Here is a 22,742-nt window from a genome sequence, read left to right on the forward strand (position 1 = left end):
CACGGGATTCGCCGATGGGTGCGCTCCCAGCACGATCGGCGCATGGCCTTCGTGAGAACCGCCGACGGGGCGGAGATCTTCTACAAGGACTGGGGCGCGGGACGACCGGTCGTGCTCAGCCACGGCTGGCCGCTCTCCGCCGACAGCTGGGAGGCGCAGCAACTCTTCCTGGCCGGCCACGGATACCGGGCGATCGCCCACGACCGTCGCGGGCACGGCCGCTCCACGCAGACGTGGCACGGCAACGAGATGGACACGTACGCCGATGATCTGGCCGCCGTGATCGACGCGCTCGATCTGTGGCGGATCACGCTGATCGGCTTCTCGACCGGCGGCGGCGAAGTGGCGCGCTACGTCGGGCGGCACGGCACCGCACGGGTGGCCCAGGTGGTGCTGGTGTCGGCCGTGCCGCCGTTCATGCTGCGGACGCCGGACAACCCGGGCGGGCTGCCGGTCGAGATCTTCGACAGCCTGCGCGCGGGCTCGCTGGCCGATCGCTCGCAGCAGTACCGGGATCTGGCCGACGGCCCGTTCTTCGGCCACAACCGGCCCGGCGCCGACGTGTCCTCCGGCATCCGGCACGCCTTCTGGCTGCAGGGGCTGCAGTCGGGGCACCGCAACGCGTACGAGTGCATCGCCGCCTTCTCGGGCACCGACTTCCGCGCCGACCTCGACGCGATCGACGTGCCCGCGCTGGTCATCCACGGCGACGACGACCAGGTGGTGCCGTTCGCCGTCGGCGGGCAGGCGTCGGCCGCCCGCCTCAAATACGCCCGTCTCACCGTCTATCCCGGTGCGCCGCACGGCATCACCGACACCCACCGAGAACAACTCGCAGCCGATCTGCTGGCCTTTCTGAAGGAGTACGGCGCATGAAGCCCATCGTTCTGGTCCACGGTTTCTGGGTGACCCCGCGCAGCTGGGAGAACTGGAAGGCGCACTACGAGGCCAAGGGACACCAGGTGATCGCGCCCGGCTACCCCGGCTTCGAGGTCGAGGTGGAGGCGCTCAACGCCGACCCGACGCCCATCGTGAACGTGACCGTGCCGCAGATCATCGCGCACTACGAGGAAGCCATCCGGGCCCTGCCCGAGCCGCCGATCATCATCGGCCACTCGGCCGGCGGCGCCTTCACCCAGATCCTGCTCGACCACGGGTACGGGGCGGCCGGCGTCGCGATGAACTCGGCGCCCACCGAGGGCGTCCGGGTCGTACCCCTCTCGCAGTTGAAGTCGACCTTCCCGGTGCTGAAGAGCCCGGCCAACCGGCACAAGGCGATCCCGCTCACCTTCGAGGAGTGGAAATACGCCTTCACCAACACGTTCACCGAGGACGAGGCGCGGGCCCTCTACGAGCGGTACGCGATCCCGGCCAGCGGTGGCATCCTGTGGGGCGGGGTGCTCGCCAACTTCCAGCCCGGTCACCAGGACACGTGGGTCGATTACCACAACGACAACCGGGCGCCGCTGCTGTTCGTGTCGGGCTCGGAGGACCACATCATGCCGCCGGTGATCCAGGAGTCGAACGCCAAGCACTACAAGTCGAAAACGGTCACCGAGCGACGCGAGTACGAGGGCTACGCCCACCTGCTGCCGGCTCAGAAGGGCTGGGAGCAGATCGCCGACGACGTCCTCGAATGGGCGCTGGCTCACGCCCGATGAGCACACTGACCATCACGCACGTCGGCGGACCGACCACACTGCTCGAGTTCGCCGGCGTACGGCTGCTCGTCGATCCGACCTTCGACGCCCCCGGCCGGCGCTACTCGTTCGGCTGGGGCACGTCCTCGCGCAAGACGGCCGGCCCCGCCGTGCCCGCCGCGTCGCTGGGCCGGATCGACGGCGTGCTGCTGACCCACGACCAGCACGCCGACAACCTCGACGACGCCGGCCGGGCCCTGCTGCCGACGGCGCCGGTCGTGGTGACCACGGTGGCCGGCGGCCGGCGACTGGGCGCGACCGGCCTCGCCCCCTGGCAGACGACGACCATCGGCGGCGTCACGATCACCGCCACCCCGTCGCGTCACGGTCCCGCATGGAGCGTCCCGATCGTCGGCCCGACAACGGGTTTCGTCCTGGAGGCGCCCTCGCAGGGGACGGTCTGGATCTCGGGAGACACCGTCGTCTTCCCCGGAATGCTCGAGGTGGCCGACCGTTTCATCATCGACACGGCGATCCTGCATCTGGGCAAGGTGCAGTTCGGCCTGACCGGTCCCGCCCGATTCACCATGACCGGCCGGGATGCCGCTTCCCTGGTGGAGAGAATCAAGCCGCGTACGGTCGTCCCGGTGCACTACGAAGGCTGGTCCCACTTCCACGAGGGCCGGGCGCAGATCGAGGCCGCCTTCCCGCCGGGCCGCCTGACCTGGCTCACGCCCGGGGTCGCCACTGCCGTCTAGGCGCCGCTGCTCCACCGTTTTGTGTCGGTGCCCAGCGATAGCGTGGTGCCCGTGAACGACATCTCCGTGCGGCGAGTCAACTACGGCTACTTCATCCGCCCCGCCGAGGAAACCGGCACCGGCCGGCCCAGGGTCGAGCCGACCCTGGGCTACGTCGTCACCCACCCCACCGCCGGCGTGATCCTGGTCGACACCGGCATGGGCCGCGACCCCGAGGTCGACGCCTGGTACAACCCCACGCGCATCCCCCTGCCAGCCGCCCTGAAGTCCGCCGGCACCGACATCGACGAGGTCAAGGCGGTCGTGAACTGCCACCTCCACTTTGATCACTGCGGCGGAAACCCGAACCTGGCCGGCCGTCCCGTCTTCGCCCAGACCGCCGAGCTGGCCCTGGCCCGCGCCCAAGAGAGCCACACCCTGCCCGAGCTGGTGGACCATCCAGGCGCCCGAATAGAGGAACTGACCGGCGAGGCCGAGATAGCCCCAGGCGTCTTCATCGTCCCCACCCCCGGCCACACCGCAGGCCACCAGTCCCTGGTGATCAAAAAATCCGACGGCACAGTGATCGTGGCCGGCCAAAGCCACGACAACGCAACCCTCTTCACCTCAGACGTACTAGGCCACCAGGCCGGCGTAGGCACCCAACCCCTCTGGCTGGCCCACCTACTGTCCCTGGACCCCAAACAAGTCCTCTTCGCCCACGACAACGCCATCTGGACCCCCGCCTAACCCCCGCCAGCCACTGGCAGGCGCCAACCCCAGCGGCCGCGGCACCGACACCGCAGCCGACGGCAGTGGCGCCGGCGTGCCCGCCGCCCGCGGCAGTAGCGGTGTGGCCGCTGCCCGCGGCAGTGGCAGTGGGACCGATGCCCGCGGCAGTAGCGGTGGCGCCGGCACCCGCGGCAGCGGCGGTGGCGCCGGTGCCCGCGGCAGCGGCGGTGGCGCCGGTGCCCGCGGCAGTAGCGGTGGCGCCGGTGCCCGCGGCAGTAGCGGTGGGCCAGTGGGGCGCGTGGCGGATGGCCGGTGGCGGCGGTAGCGGATGGCCGGTGGCGGCGGTAGCGGATGGCCGGTGGCGGCTGGCTGGTGGGGGCGGTGGCGGCTGGCTGGTGGGGGCCGGTTGCGGTTGGCGGATGGCCGGTGGCGGATGGCCGGTGAGGGCCGGTTGCGGTTGGCGGATGGCCGGTGGGGGCCGGTGGCGGATGGCCGGTGGCGGATGGCCGGTGGCGGCGGTGGCGGGTGGCCGGTGGGGGCCGGTTGCGGGTGGCCGGTGGCGGTGGGCGGGTGCCGGCGGCGGATGCAAGGTGCCGATGGTGACGGGCTACTTGGGCGAGGTGAGGCCGGGCACTCGACGAAAGTGGAGGTCGCCGACCTGCACATCGGCGGGTAGTTGCCGGTCAGCGTGAGCCAGCCCGCGGCCTCGGGCACTTCGAAGCTGAACCGTGCGCCGGATGCAGGCACGCCGGCCACAACCTGCACGCCAACCGAAGCGCCAGAGGCGATCCCGACGAGGGCGCCAAGCTGGTCCCAAATCTCCCGGACCGTAGCGGCACCCGGTATCGGCGAGCATCACCTGCGGCCACGGCCACCACAACTCACCATGGCCATGAGGGCGATAACGGGCACGACGGCCGCGAGGCGAGACACCAGGCCTACGTCACAGAACTACATCGAGGCGACGGCGGAACAGCAGCGCGGCCGTGCAGAGCAGTTCGGTACGAGCATCAACTTCGGCGACGTCACCGAGACCCGACCCCGAATGACTCAAGTGGGCGGTGACCGGCTGCTCCCGCACCCGAATTCGGCGAAGCCGAAGAGCCACCCCACAAAGTGACGCCGAAGGCGAACGGTCAGGCCCGAAGGGCCTTTCCACCCCAGCCACCCACAGCCGCAGGCACCGTAACGTGGGGGTCTGGGGGCTCGGCCCCCAGGTGAGAATGCGGAATGACCCTGTCTGCGCTTTCTGCAGACAGGGTCATCCGGAATGTAGCCCCGAAGGGATTCGAACCCTCGCTACCGCCTTGAGAGGGCGGCGTCCTAGGCCGCTAGACGACGGGGCCAGGACTTGCTTTGTGCTTGCGCTCTCGCGTTTGCGACGGGCTGAACTCTATCAGAAGTCCAGCGCCGCCCCTCCTGCGGGAGTGTCAGCGCTGGGGTACCAGGACTCGAACCTAGACTAGCTGAACCAGAATCAGCCGGGCTGCCAATTACCCCATACCCCATTGGCCCGGTTTCCCGTGCCGAGAGAGAACTTTACCCGACGCCCTGGGGGCAACCAAATCGGGTTACCTCATCGGAAGAGGGCGGCGTGGGTGCGGGCCCAGTTCTCGTATGTGGTGGCGGGGCGGCCGAGCACGCGGGCGACGGTGTCGACGGCGGGTTGGGGGTGGTCGACGAGCGTGGCTGCGCCTTGCAGGTACCACTCGGCGTGCTCGCCCATGATCGGGCGCAGCTGGTCGACTGCTTCGTCGTGGCTGAGTTCGATGTAGCGCAGTTCACGGCCGAGCGCCCGGCCGATGGCTTCGACCTTCTGCCGCCGGGTCAGCGTTTCGGGGCCGGTGAGTTCGTACGACTTGCCTTCGTGGCCGGGTTCGGTGAGCACCCGGGCGGCCACGGCGGCGATGTCTTCTTGCGCGATGGCGGCGTTGGCCGAGTTGGCGTAGCCGTCGCGCACTTCGTCGCCGGCGCGGATCTGGGCGGCCCACAGGGTGCTGTTGGCCATGAATTCGCCGGGTTCGAGGTGGGTCCAGGGGACGCCACTGGCTTCGACGCCGTCTTCGATCTGCTGCCAGTGGTCGCCTTTGGCGCCGGCCAGGTCGACGATGCGGGTCACGCCGGCTTCGCGAGCCAGGCGGCACACTACGTGCACGGTCGGGATGTGCGGGGCGAGATACATCACGTCAACCCCTTCCAACGCCGTACGCAGTGACGAAGGTCGCCCGATGAAGCCGTGCGCAACCTCGACTCCGCCCGGCAGAGCCGCGCGCTCCGGGGAAACGGTGAGGGCGCGCACATCACGGGCGCCGAGGGCCAGCAGTTCGTCGACGACCATCCGACCCACGTTGGCGGTCGCACCGGTGACCAGGATCTTCATTTCCGTACTCCCTACGGAATCGAGTTCCCGTAGCCTATACGGAATCATGGAAGAGTTTCAGCCCCGGATTTTGCCGCTGCTCTGGCGGCGCTCGGTTCCGGCTCGCAAGGCGGTCGGCCGCCCGCCCCGGCTCAGCGTCGACCTGGTGGTGACCACGGCGATCCGGATCGCCGACGCCGAAGGGCTGGAGGCGGCGTCGATGGCGCGCGTGGCGGCTGAGCTTTCGGTGGCCACGATGAGCCTCTACACGTACGTGCCTTCGCGCCCCGAACTGGCCGATCTGATGGTCGACGAGGTGTTGTGGGCCCGCGATCTGCGCGGCGGCGGCACTTTTCGGGAGCGGGTGCTGCTCTACGCCGAGCGCACCTTCGCCATGTATCGGGCGCACCCCTGGCTGGCCGAGGTGTCTCGGGCGCGGCCGCCGCTCGGGCCGGGCATGCTGGCCGAGAGCGAGTACGTGCTGGCGGCGGTGGCCACGCTCGGCCTGCCGCTGCGTCGGCTGAACGAGGCGGCCACGGCGATCTCGGCCTGGGTCACGTCGGCCGCCCGGCACGAGGCCGAGGGCATCCTGTTACGCCGGACGACCGGGCGCAGCACCGACGAGTGGTGGCTGCAGCGCGGCGAGCTGTGGGAGAGCTGGTTCGACGTCGAGGCGCACCCCACGATGACCGCGATCTGGAACGGCGGCGCCTTCGACCGCGCCGCCGACGAACAGGCCCAGGACGCGTACGAGTACGGCCTGGGCCTGCTGCTGGACGGCATCGAACGCTCAGCCCACGACGAGGCCGGGTGAGAAGGCGGTCAGTCGAGGGAGACGACCGGGTTTCGTAGCTCGCCGATGCCCTGGATGCTGACCGACACCGTGTCGCCCGAGGTGATCTCGCTGACGCCGGCCGGCGTGCCGGTCAGGATGATGTCGCCCGGCAGCAGCGTCATGACGTGTGACACGTACGAGACCAGGGTCGGCACGTCGAAGACCATGTCTTTCGTACGGCCGATCTGGCGCACCTCCATGGCGTCGGGGTTGCGCCCCACCTCGCACCGGATCTCGAGGTCGCTCACGTCGAGGCCGGTGACGATCCACGGGCCGATCGGGCAGAACGAGTCGAAGCCCTTGGCCCGGGTCCACTGCGGGTCGCTGCGCTGCAGGTCACGGGCGGTGACGTCGTTGCCGATGGTGTAGCCGAAGATGGCCTTCTCGGCGCCGGCCCGGTCGACCCGGCGGGCGCCGGTGGCGCCGATGACCACGGCCAGCTCGGCCTCTTCCTCGACGCGCTGGGACTGCGGGGGCAGCCGGATGGCGTCGTTGGGGCCAATCACCGAGGTGGACGGCTTGATGAAGATCAGCGGCTCTTTGGGCACCTCGTTGCCGTGCTCGGCGGCGTGGTCGGCGTAGTTGCGGCCGATGCCGATGACCTTGCTGGAGAAGATCGGGGCGAGCAGGCGGACGTCGGCGAGCGCCCAGCGCTGGCCGGTGAACCGGACCTCTTCGAACGGCAGCGAGCCGATCTCGGCGACGGTCAGGCCCGACGCGTCACCCTCGACGACACCGAAGGACACCCCTCCGGCATGAACAAAACGGGCGAATCGCACGGCTAATCCCCTCTTCGCGGCTTGGCTGCTCTCGGCGAGAAATCTACGCCGGGCCCCCGGCAGAACGGGCCGGGCCGTCACCAGAGTCACGCGGAGCCGGAGCCGGAGCCGGAGCCGAGAGCCGGGCCGGACGCGCCGTTCGAGGAGGGTGACGGCGCGCCGAGCCGCGGAAATGGGTCGAGCGAGAAGATCACCTCGACCGGGACCTCGAAGTAGCGGCTGAGCCGCAGGGCCAGGTGCAGGCTCGGGCTGAACTCGCCGCGTTCCAGGTAGCCCACCGTCTGGTAGTGGACGCCCAGGGCGTCGGCGAGCTGCCGTCGAGTGATGCCCCGTTCCGCGCGCAGCATCGCGATGCGGTTGAAGGTGACCTCACTGCTCACTAGCGGACCATACTGTTCAGCGCCCGCTCCCGCCGCGCGGCCACCGCCGAACCGGACTCGCGCCGCGCCATACGCCGCAGCAGCACCGGGGCCAGCAGCAGCCCGGCCACCGCCCACACGGCGAGCACGCCGAACGTCTCGAAGTGGCGCCACGAGTCACCCAGCTCGACCGCGGCGAACCCGCCGGGCAGGAAGGCCGACCGCATGCCCAGCCCCAGCCAGTAGATCGGGAAGATCTGGGCGATCGCCTGCAGCCAGCCCGGCATCGCGGCGATCGGATAGAAGATGCCCGAGATCGCGACCAGGCCGAACAGCGGCAGCATGATCAGGCCGAAGCTGCGCGGGTTGTCGAAGAACGAGCCGATCGAGGCGCCGATCGGCACCGTGGCCACGACCGCGAGCGGAAGCAGCCAGAGCAGGGTCAGGATGCCGCCGGCGTCGAATTCGATGCCGTCGACCAGGAAGATGCCCGGCACCAGGACGATGAGCAGCGAGGCGAGCGTCATGCCGCCGGTCGAGACCACCTTGCCGATCAGGTAGCCGTTCATGCCGTGCGGGGTGGCCTTGGCCCGCAGCAGCGTGCCGTCCTCACGGTCGACGATCAGGTACTGCGCGATGGTGATCAGACCGCCGAAGGCCACCAGCATGCCGAGCGAGCTGGGCAACGTGCTGGCGCCGAGCGAGAAGTCGGTGCCCGGCACGGTGGCGTCGCCCATGAAGAAGAGCGTGATGAGCAGGCCGAACGACGGGAAGAAGTAGCCCCACAGGTCTTGGGCGTTGGTGAGGGTGTGGCGGAACTCGATGAGCCCCCGGGCGAAGCCGACCCGCAGCGTCTCGATCACTTCCGGCCTCCCTCGAAGTCGTGGACCAGGCGCATGTACGTGTCCTCGAGGCTGTTGCGCCGCACCTCGAGCTCGGTCACGTCGTCGCCGTGCTGCAGCAGCAGCTCGCGGACGAACGGGGTCGGGTTGGCCGCGGAGTGCACGAACCGCTGACCGTCGCGGGTCCAGCGGATCTCGCTCTCGCCGGCCACCCGGCGCGACAACTCGTCGGCCGAGCCGTCGGCGATGATGCGGCCGCCGGAGAGGACCAGGATGCGGTCGGCCAGCTTCTCGGCCTCGTCGAGGTCGTGCGTGGTGAGCAGGACGGTGGTGTCGTCCACATCGGTGAGCCGGTGCACCAGGTCGTGGAACTCGCGCCGGGCCTCGGGGTCGAAGCCGACCGTGGGCTCGTCGAGGAACAGCACGTCGGGCCGGCCCACGATGCCGATCGCCACGTCGAGCCGGCGGCGCTGACCGCCGGAGAGCCGATGGATGCGGACCTCGGCCGCGGCGGTCAGGCCGACCACGTCGAGCAGGTCGTCGACCGGCCACGGCCGCGGCTTGGCCTCGGTGGAGTAACGCCGGTAGTACATGCCCAGGTGGCCGAGCAGCTCGCGGACCCGCCACTTGCCGTGGTCGCGCCAGGACTGCAGCACCACGCCGAGCCGGGCCCGCCAGGCCTCGCCGGCGCCCGCCGGGTCGGCCCCGAGCACATTCACCTCGCCCGACGACCGTACGCGGAAGCCTTCGAGGATTTCGATCGTGGTCGTCTTGCCGGCGCCGTTGGGACCCAGCAGCGCCAGCACCTCACCCCGCCGCGCGGCGAAGCTCACACCGGTCAGGACGTCCTTCGTCCCGTACCGCATCCGCAGATCGCGGACATCGATGACTCGCTCGGCCGGCGGCACCTGCGGGCCCGCCTCGAGCGCCCCCGTCAAAGTCATTCCTCCCATGTGGAGCACGCTAGCAAGAGATGTAGTAGGTGTACTACATACTTAAGTATGTATTCGGCATGCGAGCAATTCGCGCCTAACGGTGATCGTGTTGATCGCTTCGGCTGGATACGCTGAGACCATGGGGATCAAGCAGGTGAGGGCGCTCACCACGACGCTGCCCTCGGTCACCTGGATTCCTCTGGCCCGGGCGCACGCCGAGCGGGCCGACGAGATGACCGCGGGTCACCGCGCCCGGCGCGCCACCGGCGAGAAGCACGCCATCGAAGATTTCCTCTACGACTACTACGGCACCCGGCCCTCGGTGCTGCGCCGCTGGCACCCCGGTGTCGGGGCCGGGCTGGCCCCCGCGCCCGGCGGTCTGGCCGAGCAGTCGGCGTGGAAGTTCTACATGACCTATCCCGACGGGGTGGTCGCGCTCGATCAGGATGCCTATCTGCACGCCCGCGGCGAGAGCGTGCGCTACATCCACGGGCTGCTCACGGCCACGGCGTCGCGCCCGGTGTTCTCGGGCTGCTTCGGCCTGCACGAGTGGGCGATGGTCTATCGCGACCCCGAGCACCGGCACGCGCTGCCGCTGCGCCTCGGCCTGGCCGAAACCGACCGGGTGGTCGAGCAGCACCCGATCCGCTGCACCCACTTCGACGCGTTCCGCTTCTTCACGCCCGAGGCGGTCGGGCTCAACCGGCTGCAGCCGACCCGGGCCACCCAGGTCGACCTCGACCAGCCGGGCTGTCTGCACGCCGCGATGGACGTGCACAAGTGGGCCACCAAGCTGGGCGCGGCCGTGCCCGGCGCCCTGGCCCTCGACTGCTTCGCCCTGGCCACCGACATCCGCGTGCTGGACATGCAGGCCAGCCCGTACGACCTCAGCTCCTACGGCCATCCCCCGGTCAAGATCGAAACCCCTGAGGGCAAGGCCGAGTACGTGGCCCGTCAGCGCGAGTTCGCCCGGCGCGCAGCCGGCCTGCGCGCCCGGCTGATCCGCGTGTGCGAAGAGCTGCTGGGCCCCGAGAACGCCGCCCGCAACCGCGAAGCCGTGGCCCCGTTCAACCACCGCTGACGAAGTCGACCACCAGCCGGGCCGTCACCTCAGGCGCGTCCAGGTGCACGTCGTGGCCCGCACCCGGCACCACCACCAGGCGATCGGGCGCCATGCGCTCCACCTCGGCGTCCGGCATCGTGCCGTTCTCGCCGCGGATCAGCAGCGTGGGCATTGTCAGGCTCGCCCACTCGGTCCAGCGCGCGGTGGCCGCGACCTCGGCTATGGCGGCCTTCATCACGTCGGGGTCGAAGCGCGGCCAGAGCCCGTCGGCGCGGTGGTCGAGGTCGGCGACCCAGGCCTCGGTGATCGCCCGTGGCCCCAGGAAAGCGCGGGCCGCTGCCTCGTCGGCGAACGGCACCGGCCACGAGGCGAAATAGGCGCGCAGCTTCTCCGGGTAGCCGCCGGCCGAAGGGCCGGAGTCGGCCGAGCCGCCCACGCCGCCCTCGATCATCACGAGCCCGCGCACCCGATCGGGCGCGGCCGCCGCGGTCAGCATCGCGGTGTGCGCGCCCATGGACTGCCCGACCAGCCACGCCGGCTCGTCCATCAGGGCAAGCACGTCGGAGACGTACGCCGTACGGGACAGATCTTCGACCCGGCCCGAGTTGAAGCCGTGGCCGCACTGGTCGGGGACGACCACCCGATGACCGGCCTCGATCAGCGATTGGGCCAGCGGCGCCATCTCGGCCGCGCTGCCGGCCAGGCCGTGCAACAGCACGACGAGCGGACCGGTGCCGCCGCTCAGGACAGCGGGACTGCTGCGGACGAGCGTGGTCACGGTCAGTCGTTGGGGTAGGAGCGACGGTTCTTCTTGGTCTCGCCGCGGCGCTTCTTCTCGGCTATGCGGCGTTCGACCGAGCCCTTCGACGGGCGGGTGGCCCGGCGTACGCGTGGCGGCGCGGCGATGGCCGAGGCGATCAGCCCGGCCAGGCGGGCGGCCGCGGCCTCGCGATTGCGCAGCTGGGAACGGTGTTCGGAGGCGGTGACAGTGAGCACACCGTGCACCAGCCGATGGCCCAGCCGTTCGACCGCCCGTTCCTTGAGCATGGTGGGCAGCAGGGCCGAACCGGTGAGGTCCCACGACAGTTCGACGCGGGAATCGGTGGTGTTCACCCCTTGACCGCCGGGCCCGCTGGAGCGGGAGAACCGCCACGCCAGTTCGGCCGCCGGAATGATGAGCCGATCATTGACTCGGATGTCCTCCACCACGGCCCCATCCTGGCACGCTCGCAAGGCACTATGGGTGGGTGACGTCACCCAGCGCGCCGGTCGTCGCGACCGGCTATCCGTGGCCCATCGAAACCACGCGCCTCGACAACGGCCTGCGGGTCGTGGTCAGTGAGGACAGGACCGCCCCGGTGGTCTGCGTCAATCTCTGGTACGACGTCGGCTCACGCCATGAACCCGTGGGGCAGACAGGCTTCGCCCACCTCTTCGAGCACCTGATGTTCGAGGGTTCCCAGCACGTGGCCAAGACCGAGCACATGCGGCTGGTTCAGGGCAACGGCGGCTCGCTCAACGCGACCACGAACCCCGACCGCACCAACTATTTCGAGACCATGCCGGCCGAGCACCTGGAGCTGGCGCTCTGGCTCGAGGCCGACCGCATGGGCGGGCTCGTTCCCGCGCTGACCCAAGAGACGCTGGACAACCAGCGCGAGGTGGTCAAGAACGAACGGCGCCAGCGGTACGAGAACGTGCCCTACGGCGACGCCTGGCTGCGGCTGCTCGCCCTGCTCTATCCCGAGGGCCACCCGTACCACCACGCCACCATCGGCTCGATGGAAGATTTGAACGCGGCCAGCCTGGAGACGTTCAAGGCGTTCCACCAGCAGTACTACGCGCCCAACAACGCCGTACTGACCGTCGCCGGCGACGCTTCCCCGGCCGAGGTGTTCGCGCTCGCCGAGAAGTACTTCGGCCTGCTCGAGCCGGTCGCCTCGATCCCGCCCGCGCCCAGCGCCCACCTGCCCGGCCCGGCCACCTCGCCGGTCCGCGAGACGGTGACCGCGGCCGTGCCGGCGCCCCGGCTCTATCTGTCGCACCGCACCCACCAGTTCGGCACGGCCGGCTACGACGCGATCACCGTGCTGGCCGCCGTGCTCGGCAACGGCCGGGGCAGCCGGCTCTACCAGCGCCTGGCCGACGGCGCCCGGATCGCCCAGCCCGACTACATCGGCTCGTACGGTGTCGATCTGGCCCACGCCCCGGCCCCGCTCATCATCACGGCCACGGCCAAGGACGGTGTCTCGGTCGAGACGCTGGAGGAGGGCCTGTCCGAGGTGATCGCGAGCCTGGTCACCGAGCCGGTCACGCCTGAGGAGCTGTCCCGGGCCAAGGCGCTGCTGACCACCGCGTGGTGGCGGCAGGTGTCCACGGTGGGCGGCCGGGCCGACACGTTGAGCCGCTACGCCACCCAGTTCGGCGACGCGGCCGCCGCCGGCTACCGCCTGCCGCAGTGGCTCGCGGTCACCGCCGACGACGTGACCGAGGCCGCCGCGTACGCGCTCAAGCCCGAGTCCCGGGTCACGCTCACCTACCTGCCCGAGTCGAACGGGGAATCCGCATGACGCTCATCGCCACCCGCCCCGATCCGGGCGACGCCCGCCCGTACACGTTCCCCGACCTGCAGCGGGTGACCGTGGCCGGCGGCACCGTGATCGGCGCCCACCTGCCCGGCCAGGCCCTGGCCAGCGCCATGCTGCTGCTCGACGCGGGCGCCGCCCGGGAATCGGCCGGCCGCGAGGGCACGGCCACCGTGCTGGCCAAGTCGCTGGAGGAGGGCACGGCCGAGCGCGACTCCGCCGCGTACGCCATCGCCTTGGAAAGTCTCGGCGCCGAGCTGTCGCCGGGCGTCGACTGGGACACGTTCCGCGTCGGCGTCTCCGCGCCCGTCCCGCAGCTGCTCGACGCGGTCCGGCTGGCCGCCGAGGCGACGCGCACGCCGCGCCTCGACCCGGCCGACGTCAACCGGGTGCGCGACGACGAGGTGACCGCGCTGCGCATGGACTGGGCCCAGCCCGGCCCAAGGGCCGACGCCGCCCTGCGGGCCGACCTGTTCGGCGCGGCCGAGCGCTTCGGCCGCCCGATGCACGGCGATCCGGCCTCGGTGGCCGCCGTCGAGGTCGACGACGTGCTCGCCTTCCACCAGGCCTGGTTCCGCCGGCCGGGGGTGCTGCTGGTCGCGGGCGATCTGGAGACGCTCGACCTGGCCGCGCTGGGCGAGGCGGCCTTTGCCGGCACCGGGGGCGAGCCGCTGGCCGCCGAGCCGCCGCTGGGCGTGCCGGTGCGGGCCGAACGCCGGATCATCCTGGTCGACCGGCCCGGCTCGGTGCAGTCGACGCTGCGCATCGGCCACCGCGCGCCCGAGCGGGCCACGCCCGACTACGTGGCCATGACGCTGGCCGCCACGGTGCTCGGCGGCGCCTTCACGTCCCGCCTGAACCACCTGATCCGCGAGGTCAAGGGCTACACGTACGGCATCCGGGGCTCGTACGCGATGAGCCGGCGCTTCGGCCGTTTCGAGGTGGCGGCCGGGGTGCAGACCGCCGTCACGGTGCCCGCGATCGTCGACACGCTGGGCGAGATAGCCCGCACCGAGGAGTTCGGCGTGACCGAGGACGAGCTGGCGGTGGCCCGGTCGTGGCGGGCCGGTCAGCTCTCGGTCGAGATGCAGACGCCGGGCTCGATCGTGGGCGCGCTGAGCACGCTGGTCGTCCACGGCCTGCCCGACGACTACTACGCGACCCTGCGCCGGCAATACCTCGAGACGTCGCTGGCCGAGGTGTCGGCCGCGGCCGCCGCGCACCTGCGTTCCCAGGGGCTGACGCTGGTCGTCGAGGGTGACGCCGCGGTCATCCGGGACGAGCTGGTGGCAGCCAAGATCGGTGAAGTCGTCGACTCGGAGATCTGAATCACGGCGATCTTCCCAGAGAGCGGCAAGGTAGGACCGATAGCTTTGCCGCCATGACGATCACCACGACGCCGTCCGAGGTCCGGCCGGGCCGGCGGGTGAGGCGCACCGCGCTTCTCCTGCTGCTGACCCTGCCGGGCCTCGCATGGGCGGCGGTCCGGCTGCTGGGCTGGGAACAGGGTCCCCTGGTGCAGCTGGTGGCTTTTACGCCGTACGCCGCAATGTGGTCTTTCGTCCCTCTGCTCGCCGCGCTGCTGAGCCGCAAGTGGCTGGTGGCCACCGTCGCCGCCCTGGCCACCGTGATGTTCGCCGCCGCCGTGCTGCCCCGCGCCCTGCCCGACCGCGACCAGGGACCGGCGACGGGTGTTCCGGTGACCGTCATGACGATCAACATGTTCATCGGCGCGGCCGACCCGGCGGCCGTGGTACGGCTGGTCCGCGAGAACGACGTTGCCATCCTGGCCGTGCAAGAGTTCACACCCGAGTCGGCGGCCGGGTTGCAGGCGGCCGGCATCGACGCGCTGCTTCCCCACCACGCGCTGGCCGACGAGATCGGCACGACCGGGTCCGGGCTCTACTCCCGCTTCCCGATGACCGGGCAGGCATCGCGGCGCGGCGACGGCGGCGGCCTGCAGGACGGCAATTTGCAGGCGTACGCGACCATCCAGCCGCCCGGCGCGGGCCCGATCTTCGTCGAGTCGGCCCACCCGCTCGCGCCGTACGCGCTGCGCGCCGAGGACGCCTGGCGCGCCGACCTCGCATCAATGCCCCGCCCCGACCAGGGCGGCGTGCCCAAGCTGCTGCTCGGCGACTTCAACTCGACGCTCGACCACCAGCCGCTGCGCGACCTGATCGGGCACGGCTACCGCGACGCCGCCGACGCCACCGGCAAGGGCCTGATCGGCACCTGGGGCCCGTACGACGGTCTGCCCATTCCATCCGTGACGCTCGACCACGTCCTGGCCGACAAGCGCATCGGCGTACGCGATGTCAGCGTGCACGGGGTTTCCGGCAGCGACCACCGGGCAGTTGTCGCAACAGTCACGCTGCCGCCCGCGTCATAGTTGGTATGGCGTGGGGTGACTAGCCTCGCCGCCATGACGATCATCAGCGCGCCGAGCGCCGGTCGCGAGGACGGCCGCCCCCGACGACGACGAAAGGCCGCGCTGACCGTGCTGTTCTGGCTGTTCATCCTGCCGTTCCTGGTGTGGGCCGTGATCCGCCTCGGCGGCTGGGAACGCGGGCCTCTGGTCCAGTTGTTGGCCTTCACCCCCTATGTCGCGGCGGCCGCCTGGGTGCCGGCAATTGTGGCGCTGGCCACCCGCCGCTGGACCGTGGCCGCGGCGGCCGTGGTGGTGGCGATCATGCTGGCCGCGGCCGTGCTGCCCCGGGCCATCCCGAACCGGGACCAAGGCTTGAAGCTGGGCGTCCAGCTCAACGTGATGACCTCGAACATGCTGTTCGGCGGGGCCGACGCGGCCACGATCGTCAAACTGGTCAGCGAGCGGGACATCGACGTGCTGGCGGTGCAAGAGTTCACCACCGAAGGCAAAGAGGCGCTGGCCGCGGCCGGGCTGGGGGCGATCCTGCCGTACTCGTCACTGGCCGACGAACCGCAGGCGGACGGCTCCGGGCTGTACTCGCGCTACCCGATCACGTCGCCCGGCGCTCAGCGCAACGGCGGGGGCTTCATGCAGGCGTACGCGACGGTCCAGGCGCCCGAAGCCGGGCCGGTGATCGTCGAATCGGCGCACCCGCTGGCCCCGTACGCCCGCTCGGCCCTCGGCCAGTGGCGCGAGGACCTGCTGGCCGAGCCGCACGCCGACCAGAGCCAGATCCCGCGGATCCTGCTCGGCGACTTCAACGCCACCCTCGACCACGCCCCGCTGCGCGAACTGATCTCCCGCGGCTACCGCGACGCCGCCGACGCCACCGGCAAGGGCCTGATCGGCACCTGGGGCCCGTACGACGGCGACCCGATCCCACCCGTGACGATCGACCACGTGCTGGTGGACCAGCGGATCGGCGTACGCGAGGTCAGCGTGCACCCGATCCCGAAGAGCGACCACCGCGCGATCATCGCCGTCCTCACGGTCCCCTCAGCCCGATGACCGCCACCACCCGCCTGCTCACGGTCGACGACGCAGCCGAAATGGCCGCGCAGCTGAGGGCCAACCGCGAGTTTCTGGCCCCCTGGGATCCCGACCGCTCCGAGGAGTACTTCACCGAGGAGGGGCAGAGGCGCGTACTGGCCGACCTGCTGCGGCAACACTCGGCGGGGTCCGCGCTGCCCCACGCGATCCTCCTGGACGGGCGAATCGTGGGGCGGATAGCGCTCACCAACATCGCCCGCGGCCCGTTCTTGTCGGGCACGCTCGGCTACTGGGTCGCCCAGTCCGCCAACGGCCGCGGCGTCGCCACCGCGGCGGTCGGGCGAATCGTGCGGCTGGCCTTCGACGATTAGGCTGCACCGCGTCGAGGCGGGCACGCTGGTCAACAACGCCGGCTCCCAGCGAGTGCTCGAAAACAACAAGTTCCAGCGGTACGGCTTGGCCCCTCGCTACCTGTGGATAGCCGGCGCGTGGCGCGACCATGTGCTCTTCCAGCGTCTGGCCGACGAATAAATCCGGTGCGGCGCTTCGCGGAGCCGGATTAGCATCGGGGCATGAGCTTCAGTCAGCTGCGCACGACGACGCCGGGCCTTCCCGGCGTGCGTTCGCGCTGACCTGACCACAGCGCAGAAACGGCCCCGGGCGGGATGCCCGGGGCCGTTTGCCGTGCCCGGACGTCTCGCCCCCTTCCCAAGGAGACCTCCGATGGCCATCGACCACCGCAAACTCGGGCGCGAGCTCGACCTCTTCGACTCCGACCCGCTCATCGGCGCGGGACTGCCGTTCTGGCTGCCGGCCGGCGCCGCGGCCCGGCACGCCGTTGAGTCCTATCTGTACGACCTGGAACGCCGCAACGGGTACCAGCACGTGTACTCGCCGGCGCTGGGTAAACGGCAGCTCTACGAGTTGTCGGGGCACTGGCGCAGCTTCGCCGAGGACATGTTCCCGCCGATGCCGATGGGCGGGGACGAGCTCGTGCTGCGGCCCAGCCTCTGCCCGCACCACGCGTTGATGTACAAGTCCCGCGGACGCTCGTACCGCGACCTTCCGCTGCGGATGGGCGAGCTGGGCGGCATGTATCGGGCCGAGCGCTCGGGCGTGGTGGGTGGGCTTTCCCGCGTACGCGCCATGCAGCTCAACGACGCGCACATCTTCAGCCCGGAGTCGCAGGCCGCCGCCGAGGTGGCCGAGGTGCTGCGGCTCATGCGCGAGGCGCACCGGGCGCTCGGCATCGAACCGTCCTCGTACCAACTGTCGCTGGGTGGCAGCAACAAGAGGGACTGGCCGGAGGCGGAACGGTTGCTGCGGGAGGCGTTGGACGGCATCGACTACGTCGAGGCGCCGGGTGAGGCCGCCTTCTACGGGCCGAAGATCGACGTGCAGATAGCCGACCCGGCCGGGCGCGAGTGGACCCTGGCCACCATCCAGGTCGACCACCATCAGCCGGCGGCGTTCGACCTGGAGTACGCGAACGCGGAGGGCGGCCGGTCGCGCCCGGTGATGATCCACCGCAGCCTGGTCGGGTCGATGGAGCGGCTGTTCGCGCATCTGATCGAGGTGCACGAGGGTGCGTTCCCGCTCTGGTACGCCCCGGTCCAGCTCGCCGTGCTGCCGGTCGCAGAGGCGGAGGATCCGGCGGCGAACGAGCTGGCCCGGGCGGCGATCGAGGCCGGGCTGCGGGTCGAGGTGCTGCGCGACGGTTCGATCGGGGCGCGCGTCCGGTCGAGTGCCGAGCGCAAGATCCCGTACGCGGGAATGATCGGCCGCCGCGAGGCGCCGGACGGCCTGGTCGCCCTGCGGCATCGCGACGGCCGCCGGCTGGAACCGATGCCGATCGCGGCGGCCGTCGCGCTGCTCAGCGAGGAGGCGAAACCCTAGCGTCGGCCTCGATCTCGATGCGCATCCGCGGGTCGGCCAGGCCGCACACCATCATGGTGGCGGCCGGCCGCACCTCGCCGAAGGCCCGGCGCAGCACCGGCCAGCACGGCTCGAAGTCGGCCCGCTCGGGCAGCAGATAGCGGACCCGCACGACGTCGGCCAGCGTGCAGCCGGCCTCACGCAGGGCCGCCTCGATGTTGCGCACAGCCTGTTCGGCCTGCTCGACGACGCCGGAAGGAATGGTCATCGTCGAGTAGTCGAAGCCGGTGGTGCCGGAGACGTACACGTGGTCCCCGGCCACCACCGCCCGGGCGTACCCGATCTGCTCCTCGAAGGTGGAGCCGCTGAAGATTCTGGTCACACTGAGCCGTCCCGGTCGTGCCCTCCTGGCCCTGCGCCCGCTCCGCTTGCTTCGGTGCAGTCGGTCACTCCGCAAGACCGTAGGTGAGGGCGTCGACCAACGCCACCCACGACGCCTCGACGATGTTCTCGTGGACGCCGACCGTCGTCCAGTCGCGGTCGCCGTCGCCGGTCTCGAGCAGCACCCGGGTGATCGCGTTGGTGCCGTGGCTGCCCTCGAGGATGCGCACCTTGAAGTCGGTCAGCTCGAAGTTCTTGAGCTGCGGGTAGTGCTGGGTCAGGGCGGCCCGCAGGGCCTCGTCGAGCGCGTTGACCGGGCCGTTGCCCTCAGCCGTGGCGATCACCCTTTCCCCGCGTACGCGGACCCGGACCGTCGCCTCGGACACGACCACCCCGTCCTCGCGGTGTTCGACCTGCACCCGGTACGACTCCAGGCTGAACGGGCGGGCCAGCTTGCCGCCCAGCAGCTCGTCGCGCACCAGCAGCTCGAACGACGCGTCGGCGGCCTCGAACGACCAGCCGCCGGCCTCCAGGTCCTTGACCCGCTGGGTGACCGAGCTGAGCGTGTCCGGATGGCCGGCCAGGTCGATCCCGAGCTCGCGGCTCTTGAGCTCGATGCTGGCCCGGCCGGCCATCTCGGTCACCAGGATCCGCATGTCGTTGCCCACCACCGACGGGTCGACGTGGTTGTAGAGCAGCGGATCCACCTTGATCGCGCTCGCGTGCAGCCCCGCCTTGTGAGCGAAGGCAGCGGCCCCGACGTAGGCCTGGTGGGTGTCGGGGGCGATGTTGGCGATCTCGGCGAGCGCGGTCGACACCCGCGTCGCCTTCTCCAGGCACCCTTCCGGTAGGACGGGCAGCCCGAGCTTGAGTTGCAGGTTGCTGACGGTGGCGAACAGGTCGGCGTTGCCGGGGCGCTCGCCGTACCCGTTGGCCGTGCACTGGAAGTGCTTGACCCCGGCCTCGACGGCCGCGACCGTGTTGGCCACGGCGCACGAGGTGTCGTTCTGGCAGTGGATGCCGAGCTGGTCGGCCGGGACGCCGGTACGCTCGACGACCTCGTTGATCGCCTTGGTGATCATCGAGGGGAGCATGCCGCCGTTGGTGTCGCACATGACGACCCGCTCGGCGCCGGCGTCGATGGCCGTCTTGACCACGCTCGCGGTGTACGCCGGGTCGTGGCGGAAGCCGTCGAAGAAGTGCTCGCAGTCCACGAACGCCCGGCGCCCGTTGGCCACCAGATGCTGGACGGTGTCGCGGACCATGGCCAGGTTCTCGTCGCCGGTGGTGCGCAGCGCCCGCTCGACGTGCCGGATGTCGCTCTTGGCGACCACGCAGACGACCGGGGTCTCGGCGTCGAGCAGGGCCTGAACCTGCGGATCTTTCTGCGCTTCGGTGTTCGCCTTGCGGGTCGCGCCGAAGGCGACCAGCACCGCGTTCTTCAGGTCGAGCTCGGTGCGGGCGCGGGCGAAGAACTCGGTGTCCTTGGGCATCGCGCCGGGCCAGCCGCCTTCGATGAAGCCCACGCCGAACTCGTCGAGCAGCTTCGCGACCGCCAGCTTGTCGGCGACCGAGTAGCTGATCCCCTCGCGTTGCCCGCCGTCGCGCAACGTGGTGTCGAAGACCTGGTACTCCATGGCGCGTTCCCTTCAAGGATTTTGGGGTGACCAACAAAAAGACCCCCCGCGGATGCGGGAGGTCTGCGCGTCGGCGAAGAAGTCAGCCGGCGCGCTAGGTGCGAATAATCAGCACAGCGTGGGTCACGTTCCGAAGCATGCCACGGGTGTGCACTGCTGGGACAGGAAATCCACCAGATGGGACAGGGTCACCCGAGCGGGTTTCACCTCCCGCAAGATCACAGCTACGTTGGCTGCGTGGCTGTCGAACAGTACCCCCGCAATCTCGGCTTCTCGGCGACCTACAACTTCCGCGACGTCGGCGGCTACAGCGGTCTCGACGGCCGTACGGTTCGCTGGCGGCGGCTCTTCCGGGCCGACGCGCTGCACCGGCTCGGCGAGGCCGACGCTTCCGCTTTCCAGGCCCTGGGCGTGCGTACGGTGATCGACCTCCGCCGTCCGCACGAGATCGAGAGGTACGGCCGGGTGGCCGAGCGCTACGGCCTCGCCTACCAGAACCTGGTGCTCCAGCACGTCGACTGGGACGAGGTCGGCCGCTCAGACGACGTGGTGCACGAGCGCTGGCTGGCCGACCGCTACCTCAACTTCGCCGAGGACGGGCGCGAGGCGATCGAGGCGTCGCTGCGGATCATCGCCGACCCCGGTCAGGCGCCGGTCATCGTGCACTGCATGGCCGGCAAGGACCGCACGGGTACGGTCTGCGCGCTCACCCTGGCCCTGCTCGGCGTGTCCGACGAGGACATCGCGGCCGACTACGCCCTGACCACCAACGCCATGACGCCGCTGACCGACTACCTGCTCGAGAAGCACCCGTCGGCCGTCCTCGGCAAGGAACACATGTGGGACTCGCCGCCCGCCGCCATGCTGATGTTCCTGGACGACCTGCGCGCCCTGCACGGCTCGATCGAGAACTACGTCCGCGAGATCGGCCTGAGCGACGCCGAGATCGACAGCATGCGGGGTCACCTGCTGGAGTAGTCCCCAGTCGGCCATCCGTCAGCCGGGCCCGCAAAGACCCATGCAGACTGCATGCTGGAGCTCATGCAGATGCTGATCGGGATTGCTGAGCGCGGCGCCGACGAAGAGCGGCTCGACTACCTGGTCCACGGCGTCCGCTCGGAGCTGCTGCAGCTCGATGTGGACGCCGTGGAACCGGTGACGGCCGCGCCGCCGTCGCCCGCCCTGCGGGTATCGCTCGGCGGGTCGGCCGAGGCGCTCACCCAGATGATGACGGCGCTGCGCTCGTGGGTGGGTCGCACCCCGGCGCCGCGCACGATCGAGATGACCGTGGGCGAGAAGACCCTGCGGCTCTCCGCCGCCTCGCTCGCCGAGCAGGACATCGACGAGTTCCTGAGGGCTATCCGCCAGGCCTAGAGCACGCGGTGCACCCAGCCGAACGGGTCCTCGGCCCGGCCGCGCTGGATGTCGACCAGCTGCTTGCGCAGCTCGGCCGTGACGTCGCCGGTGCCGCCGTCGGCCACGACGAACTCGTCGCCCGCGCTCTTGACCTGGCCGATCGGGGTGATGACGGCCGCCGTGCCGCAGGCGAAGGCCTCGCGGATGCGGCCCGACTTGGCGCCCTCCTGCCACTCGGCCAGGCTGACCGGACGCTCCTCGACCTTGCGGCCGGCCCGCCCGGCCAGCTTGATCACCGAGTCGCGGGTGATGCCGGGCAGGATCGTGCCGGTCAGCGGCGGGGTCACCAGGCTGCCGTCGTCGAGCACGAAGAACACGTTCATGCCGCCGAGCTCGTCGATGTACTTGCGCTCGACCGCGTCGAGGTAGACGACCTGGTCGCAGCCGTTCTCGATCGCCTCGGCCTGGGCCGACAGGCCGGCCGCGTAGTTGCCGCCGCACTTGGCCGCGCCGGTGCCGCCGGGCGCGGCCCGGGTGTAGTCCGGGGTCACCCACACCGAGACCGGCTTGACGCCGCCGGAGAAGTACGGGCCGACCGGCGAGGCGATGACCAGGTAGAGGTATTCCATCGAGGGCCGCACGCCCAGGAAGACCTCGCTGGCGTAGGCGAACGGGCGCAGGTAGAGGCTGCCCTCGTCGCTGGTCGGCAGCCAGGACCGGTCGATCCGGATGAGCTCGTGCAGCGACTGCAGGAACGTCTCGACCGGCAGCTGGGGCATCGCCATGCGCTGGGCCGACTGGGCGAACCGGGCCGCGTTGGCGTCGGGCCGGAACATGGCGACGCCGCCGTCGGGCAGCGTGTAGGCCTTCAGACCCTCGAAGATCTCTTGCGCGTAGTGCAGCACGGCCGACGCCGGGTCCATCGGGATGGGCGCCCGCGCCTCGACGCGAGGCTCGTACCAGCCTTTGCCGTCGGCGTAGCGGACCGTGACCATGTGGTCGGTGAAGATGCGGCCGAAGCCGGGGTTGACCAGCAGGGCTGCGCGCTCGGCGTCGCCCACGGGTGCCGGGTTCGGACGGATCTCGAACTCGAGGTTGTCACCACCGCTCATGACAAGTGGACCTGCTTTCTGACAAGAAGAATGGAGGCATGCGGAAGCACCCGTAGTGCTTCCTGAATCTACCCGAACGGTCGTTCAAACTGCA

Annotated in this window: 22 protein-coding genes, 2 tRNA genes and 2 pseudogenes; 14 read left to right on the top strand and 12 right to left on the bottom strand. The window is 70.5% G+C overall.

Annotated features, from left to right (window positions below; all coding sequences use genetic code 11):
* Window positions 1-33: 33 nt before the first annotated feature.
* The 4 genes and pseudogenes from OWR29_RS20425 to OWR29_RS20440 all read left to right on the top strand — a co-directional run.
* A pseudogene (locus OWR29_RS20425) lies at window positions 34-876 on the top strand (alpha/beta fold hydrolase); the annotation flags it as partial.
* Complete coding sequence (locus tag OWR29_RS20430; protein WP_267564570.1) at window positions 873-1,661, top strand: alpha/beta hydrolase; 789 nt, start codon at window positions 873-875, stop codon at window positions 1,659-1,661. The pseudogene OWR29_RS20425 and the gene OWR29_RS20430, both read left to right, overlap by 4 nt.
* Entirely contained in the window at window positions 1,658-2,398 is a 741-nt protein-coding gene (locus OWR29_RS20435) for an MBL fold metallo-hydrolase (protein ID WP_267564571.1), read from the top strand. Before OWR29_RS20430 ends, OWR29_RS20435 begins: the two co-directional genes overlap by 4 nt.
* A gap of 51 nt (window positions 2,399-2,449) precedes the next feature.
* Window positions 2,450-3,127 carry an MBL fold metallo-hydrolase gene (locus OWR29_RS20440; protein ID WP_267564572.1) on the top strand — a complete coding sequence of 226 codons (678 nt, stop codon included), beginning with the start codon at window positions 2,450-2,452 and terminating at the stop codon, window positions 3,125-3,127.
* A gap of 1,255 nt (window positions 3,128-4,382) precedes the next feature.
* On the opposite strand, the gene OWR29_RS20445 is transcribed toward OWR29_RS20440, so the two are convergent.
* The 3 genes from OWR29_RS20445 to OWR29_RS20455 form a co-directional block, all read right to left on the bottom strand.
* A tRNA-Glu gene (locus OWR29_RS20445) sits at window positions 4,383-4,455 on the bottom strand.
* 90 nt (window positions 4,456-4,545) lie between these two features.
* Window positions 4,546-4,617 (bottom strand) — tRNA-Gln (locus tag OWR29_RS20450).
* A 68-nt stretch (window positions 4,618-4,685) separates the two neighbouring features.
* Window positions 4,686-5,489, bottom strand: coding sequence for an NAD(P)H-binding protein (locus OWR29_RS20455; protein ID WP_267564573.1), 804 nt, complete (start codon window positions 5,487-5,489; stop codon window positions 4,686-4,688).
* Window positions 5,490-5,535: 46 nt separating this feature from the next.
* Between OWR29_RS20455 and OWR29_RS20460 the strand changes: the two genes are divergently transcribed.
* Window positions 5,536-6,282 carry a TetR/AcrR family transcriptional regulator C-terminal domain-containing protein gene (locus tag OWR29_RS20460; RefSeq protein ID WP_267564574.1) on the top strand — a complete coding sequence of 249 codons (747 nt, stop codon included), beginning with the start codon at window positions 5,536-5,538 and terminating at the stop codon, window positions 6,280-6,282.
* Window positions 6,283-6,290: 8 nt separating this feature from the next.
* Here OWR29_RS20460 and OWR29_RS20465 read toward each other — a convergent pair whose 3' ends face one another.
* The 4 genes from OWR29_RS20465 to OWR29_RS20480 form a co-directional block, all read right to left on the bottom strand.
* On the bottom strand, window positions 6,291-7,082 hold the full coding sequence (locus tag OWR29_RS20465; RefSeq protein ID WP_267564575.1) for a fumarylacetoacetate hydrolase family protein: 792 nt from the start codon (window positions 7,080-7,082) through the stop codon (window positions 6,291-6,293).
* A gap of 86 nt (window positions 7,083-7,168) precedes the next feature.
* Window positions 7,169-7,429, bottom strand: a complete 261-nt coding sequence (locus OWR29_RS20470; protein ID WP_267565092.1) for a helix-turn-helix transcriptional regulator — start codon at window positions 7,427-7,429, stop codon at window positions 7,169-7,171.
* A gap of 32 nt (window positions 7,430-7,461) precedes the next feature.
* On the bottom strand, window positions 7,462-8,304 hold the full coding sequence (locus OWR29_RS20475; protein WP_438872627.1) for an ABC transporter permease: 843 nt from the start codon (window positions 8,302-8,304) through the stop codon (window positions 7,462-7,464).
* Entirely contained in the window at window positions 8,301-9,227 is a 927-nt protein-coding gene (locus OWR29_RS20480) for an ABC transporter ATP-binding protein (RefSeq protein WP_267565094.1), read from the bottom strand. Before OWR29_RS20480 ends, OWR29_RS20475 begins: the two co-directional genes overlap by 4 nt.
* 130 nt (window positions 9,228-9,357) lie before the next feature.
* Here OWR29_RS20480 and OWR29_RS20485 point away from each other — a divergent pair, with 130 nt between their 5' ends.
* The gene (locus tag OWR29_RS20485) at window positions 9,358-10,299 is read left to right on the top strand and encodes a 3-methyladenine DNA glycosylase (RefSeq protein ID WP_267564576.1); all 942 of its coding nucleotides are present in this window, start codon (window positions 9,358-9,360) and stop codon (window positions 10,297-10,299) included.
* Here OWR29_RS20485 and OWR29_RS20490 read toward each other — a convergent pair.
* Entirely contained in the window at window positions 10,286-11,059 is a 774-nt protein-coding gene (locus tag OWR29_RS20490) for an alpha/beta fold hydrolase (RefSeq protein WP_267564577.1), read from the bottom strand. The genes OWR29_RS20485 and OWR29_RS20490 overlap by 14 nt on opposite strands.
* A 2-nt stretch (window positions 11,060-11,061) precedes the next feature.
* Window positions 11,062-11,490: an alternative ribosome rescue aminoacyl-tRNA hydrolase ArfB gene (gene arfB / locus OWR29_RS20495; protein ID WP_267564579.1), complete on the bottom strand. Its 429-nt coding sequence runs from the start codon at window positions 11,488-11,490 to the stop codon at window positions 11,062-11,064.
* Between the two features lie 38 nt (window positions 11,491-11,528).
* Between arfB and OWR29_RS20500 the strand changes: the two genes are divergently transcribed.
* From OWR29_RS20500 to thrS, 6 genes and pseudogenes are all read left to right on the top strand, one after another.
* Complete coding sequence (locus tag OWR29_RS20500; RefSeq protein ID WP_267564580.1) at window positions 11,529-12,851, top strand: M16 family metallopeptidase; 1,323 nt, start codon at window positions 11,529-11,531, stop codon at window positions 12,849-12,851.
* On the top strand, window positions 12,848-14,194 hold the full coding sequence (locus OWR29_RS20505; RefSeq protein WP_267564581.1) for a M16 family metallopeptidase: 1,347 nt from the start codon (window positions 12,848-12,850) through the stop codon (window positions 14,192-14,194). Before OWR29_RS20500 ends, OWR29_RS20505 begins: the two co-directional genes overlap by 4 nt.
* 53 nt (window positions 14,195-14,247) lie before the next feature.
* The gene (locus OWR29_RS20510) at window positions 14,248-15,258 is read left to right on the top strand and encodes an endonuclease/exonuclease/phosphatase family protein (RefSeq protein ID WP_267564584.1); all 1,011 of its coding nucleotides are present in this window, start codon (window positions 14,248-14,250) and stop codon (window positions 15,256-15,258) included.
* Between the two features lie 33 nt (window positions 15,259-15,291).
* Complete coding sequence (locus OWR29_RS20515; RefSeq protein WP_267564585.1) at window positions 15,292-16,305, top strand: endonuclease/exonuclease/phosphatase family protein; 1,014 nt, start codon at window positions 15,292-15,294, stop codon at window positions 16,303-16,305.
* Window positions 16,302-16,818: pseudogene (locus OWR29_RS20520) on the top strand (GNAT family N-acetyltransferase). The gene OWR29_RS20515 and the pseudogene OWR29_RS20520 overlap by 4 nt, the downstream one beginning before the upstream one ends.
* Window positions 16,819-17,010: 192 nt before the next feature.
* On the top strand, window positions 17,011-18,183 hold the full coding sequence (thrS, locus tag OWR29_RS20525) for a threonine--tRNA ligase (RefSeq protein ID WP_267564586.1): 1,173 nt from the start codon (window positions 17,011-17,013) through the stop codon (window positions 18,181-18,183).
* Here the strand turns inward: thrS and OWR29_RS20530 are convergent.
* Together OWR29_RS20530 and cimA are read right to left on the bottom strand one after the other, a co-directional pair.
* On the bottom strand, window positions 18,161-18,544 hold the full coding sequence (locus OWR29_RS20530; protein WP_267564587.1) for a RidA family protein: 384 nt from the start codon (window positions 18,542-18,544) through the stop codon (window positions 18,161-18,163). The genes thrS and OWR29_RS20530 overlap by 23 nt on opposite strands.
* A 64-nt stretch (window positions 18,545-18,608) precedes the next feature.
* Window positions 18,609-20,180, bottom strand: coding sequence for a citramalate synthase (cimA, locus tag OWR29_RS20535; RefSeq protein WP_267564588.1), 1,572 nt, complete (start codon window positions 20,178-20,180; stop codon window positions 18,609-18,611).
* Window positions 20,181-20,417: 237 nt separating this feature from the next.
* Here cimA and OWR29_RS20540 point away from each other — a divergent pair, with 237 nt between their 5' ends.
* Together OWR29_RS20540 and OWR29_RS20545 are read left to right on the top strand one after the other, a co-directional pair.
* A complete protein-coding gene (locus OWR29_RS20540; protein ID WP_267564589.1) occupies window positions 20,418-21,158 on the top strand; it encodes a tyrosine-protein phosphatase in 741 nt (246 codons plus the stop codon).
* 51 nt (window positions 21,159-21,209) lie between these two features.
* Window positions 21,210-21,554: a hypothetical protein gene (locus OWR29_RS20545; RefSeq protein WP_267564590.1), complete on the top strand. Its 345-nt coding sequence runs from the start codon at window positions 21,210-21,212 to the stop codon at window positions 21,552-21,554.
* Here OWR29_RS20545 and OWR29_RS20550 read toward each other — a convergent pair.
* Window positions 21,551-22,648 (bottom strand): branched-chain amino acid aminotransferase, encoded by a 1,098-nt coding sequence (locus tag OWR29_RS20550; RefSeq protein WP_267564591.1) that lies wholly within the window; start codon window positions 22,646-22,648, stop codon window positions 21,551-21,553. The two genes, OWR29_RS20545 and OWR29_RS20550, sit on opposite strands and share 4 nt — an antisense overlap.
* Window positions 22,649-22,742 lie beyond the last annotated feature (94 nt).

This window comes from Paractinoplanes pyxinae (assembly GCF_026626335.1).
In the GTDB taxonomy this organism is placed as follows: Bacteria; Actinomycetota; Actinomycetes; order Mycobacteriales; family Micromonosporaceae; genus Actinoplanes; species Actinoplanes pyxinae.

Excerpts from the sequence above, each read along its gene's own strand:
- OWR29_RS20430 (WP_267564570.1), top strand. The coding sequence starts at position 873 with ATGAAGCCCATCGTTCTGGTCCACGGTTTCTGGGTGACCCCGCGCAGC.
- OWR29_RS20435 (WP_267564571.1), top strand. The coding sequence starts at position 1,658 with ATGAGCACACTGACCATCACGCACGTCGGCGGACCGACCACACTGCTC.
- OWR29_RS20455 (WP_267564573.1), bottom strand. The coding sequence starts at position 5,489 with ATGAAGATCCTGGTCACCGGTGCGACCGCCAACGTGGGTCGGATGGTC.
- OWR29_RS20460 (WP_267564574.1), top strand. The coding sequence starts at position 5,536 with ATGGAAGAGTTTCAGCCCCGGATTTTGCCGCTGCTCTGGCGGCGCTCG.
- OWR29_RS20470 (WP_267565092.1), bottom strand. The coding sequence starts at position 7,429 with ATGCTGCGCGCGGAACGGGGCATCACTCGACGGCAGCTCGCCGACGCC.
- OWR29_RS20480 (WP_267565094.1), bottom strand. The coding sequence starts at position 9,227 with ATGACTTTGACGGGGGCGCTCGAGGCGGGCCCGCAGGTGCCGCCGGCC.
- OWR29_RS20485 (WP_267564576.1), top strand. The coding sequence starts at position 9,358 with ATGGGGATCAAGCAGGTGAGGGCGCTCACCACGACGCTGCCCTCGGTC.
- OWR29_RS20505 (WP_267564581.1), top strand. The coding sequence starts at position 12,848 with ATGACGCTCATCGCCACCCGCCCCGATCCGGGCGACGCCCGCCCGTAC.
- OWR29_RS20510 (WP_267564584.1), top strand. The coding sequence starts at position 14,248 with ATGACGATCACCACGACGCCGTCCGAGGTCCGGCCGGGCCGGCGGGTG.
- OWR29_RS20515 (WP_267564585.1), top strand. The coding sequence starts at position 15,292 with ATGACGATCATCAGCGCGCCGAGCGCCGGTCGCGAGGACGGCCGCCCC.
- thrS (WP_267564586.1), top strand. The coding sequence starts at position 17,011 with ATGGCCATCGACCACCGCAAACTCGGGCGCGAGCTCGACCTCTTCGAC.
- cimA (WP_267564588.1), bottom strand. The coding sequence starts at position 20,180 with ATGGAGTACCAGGTCTTCGACACCACGTTGCGCGACGGCGGGCAACGC.
- OWR29_RS20545 (WP_267564590.1), top strand. The coding sequence starts at position 21,210 with ATGCTGGAGCTCATGCAGATGCTGATCGGGATTGCTGAGCGCGGCGCC.
- OWR29_RS20550 (WP_267564591.1), bottom strand. The coding sequence starts at position 22,648 with ATGAGCGGTGGTGACAACCTCGAGTTCGAGATCCGTCCGAACCCGGCA.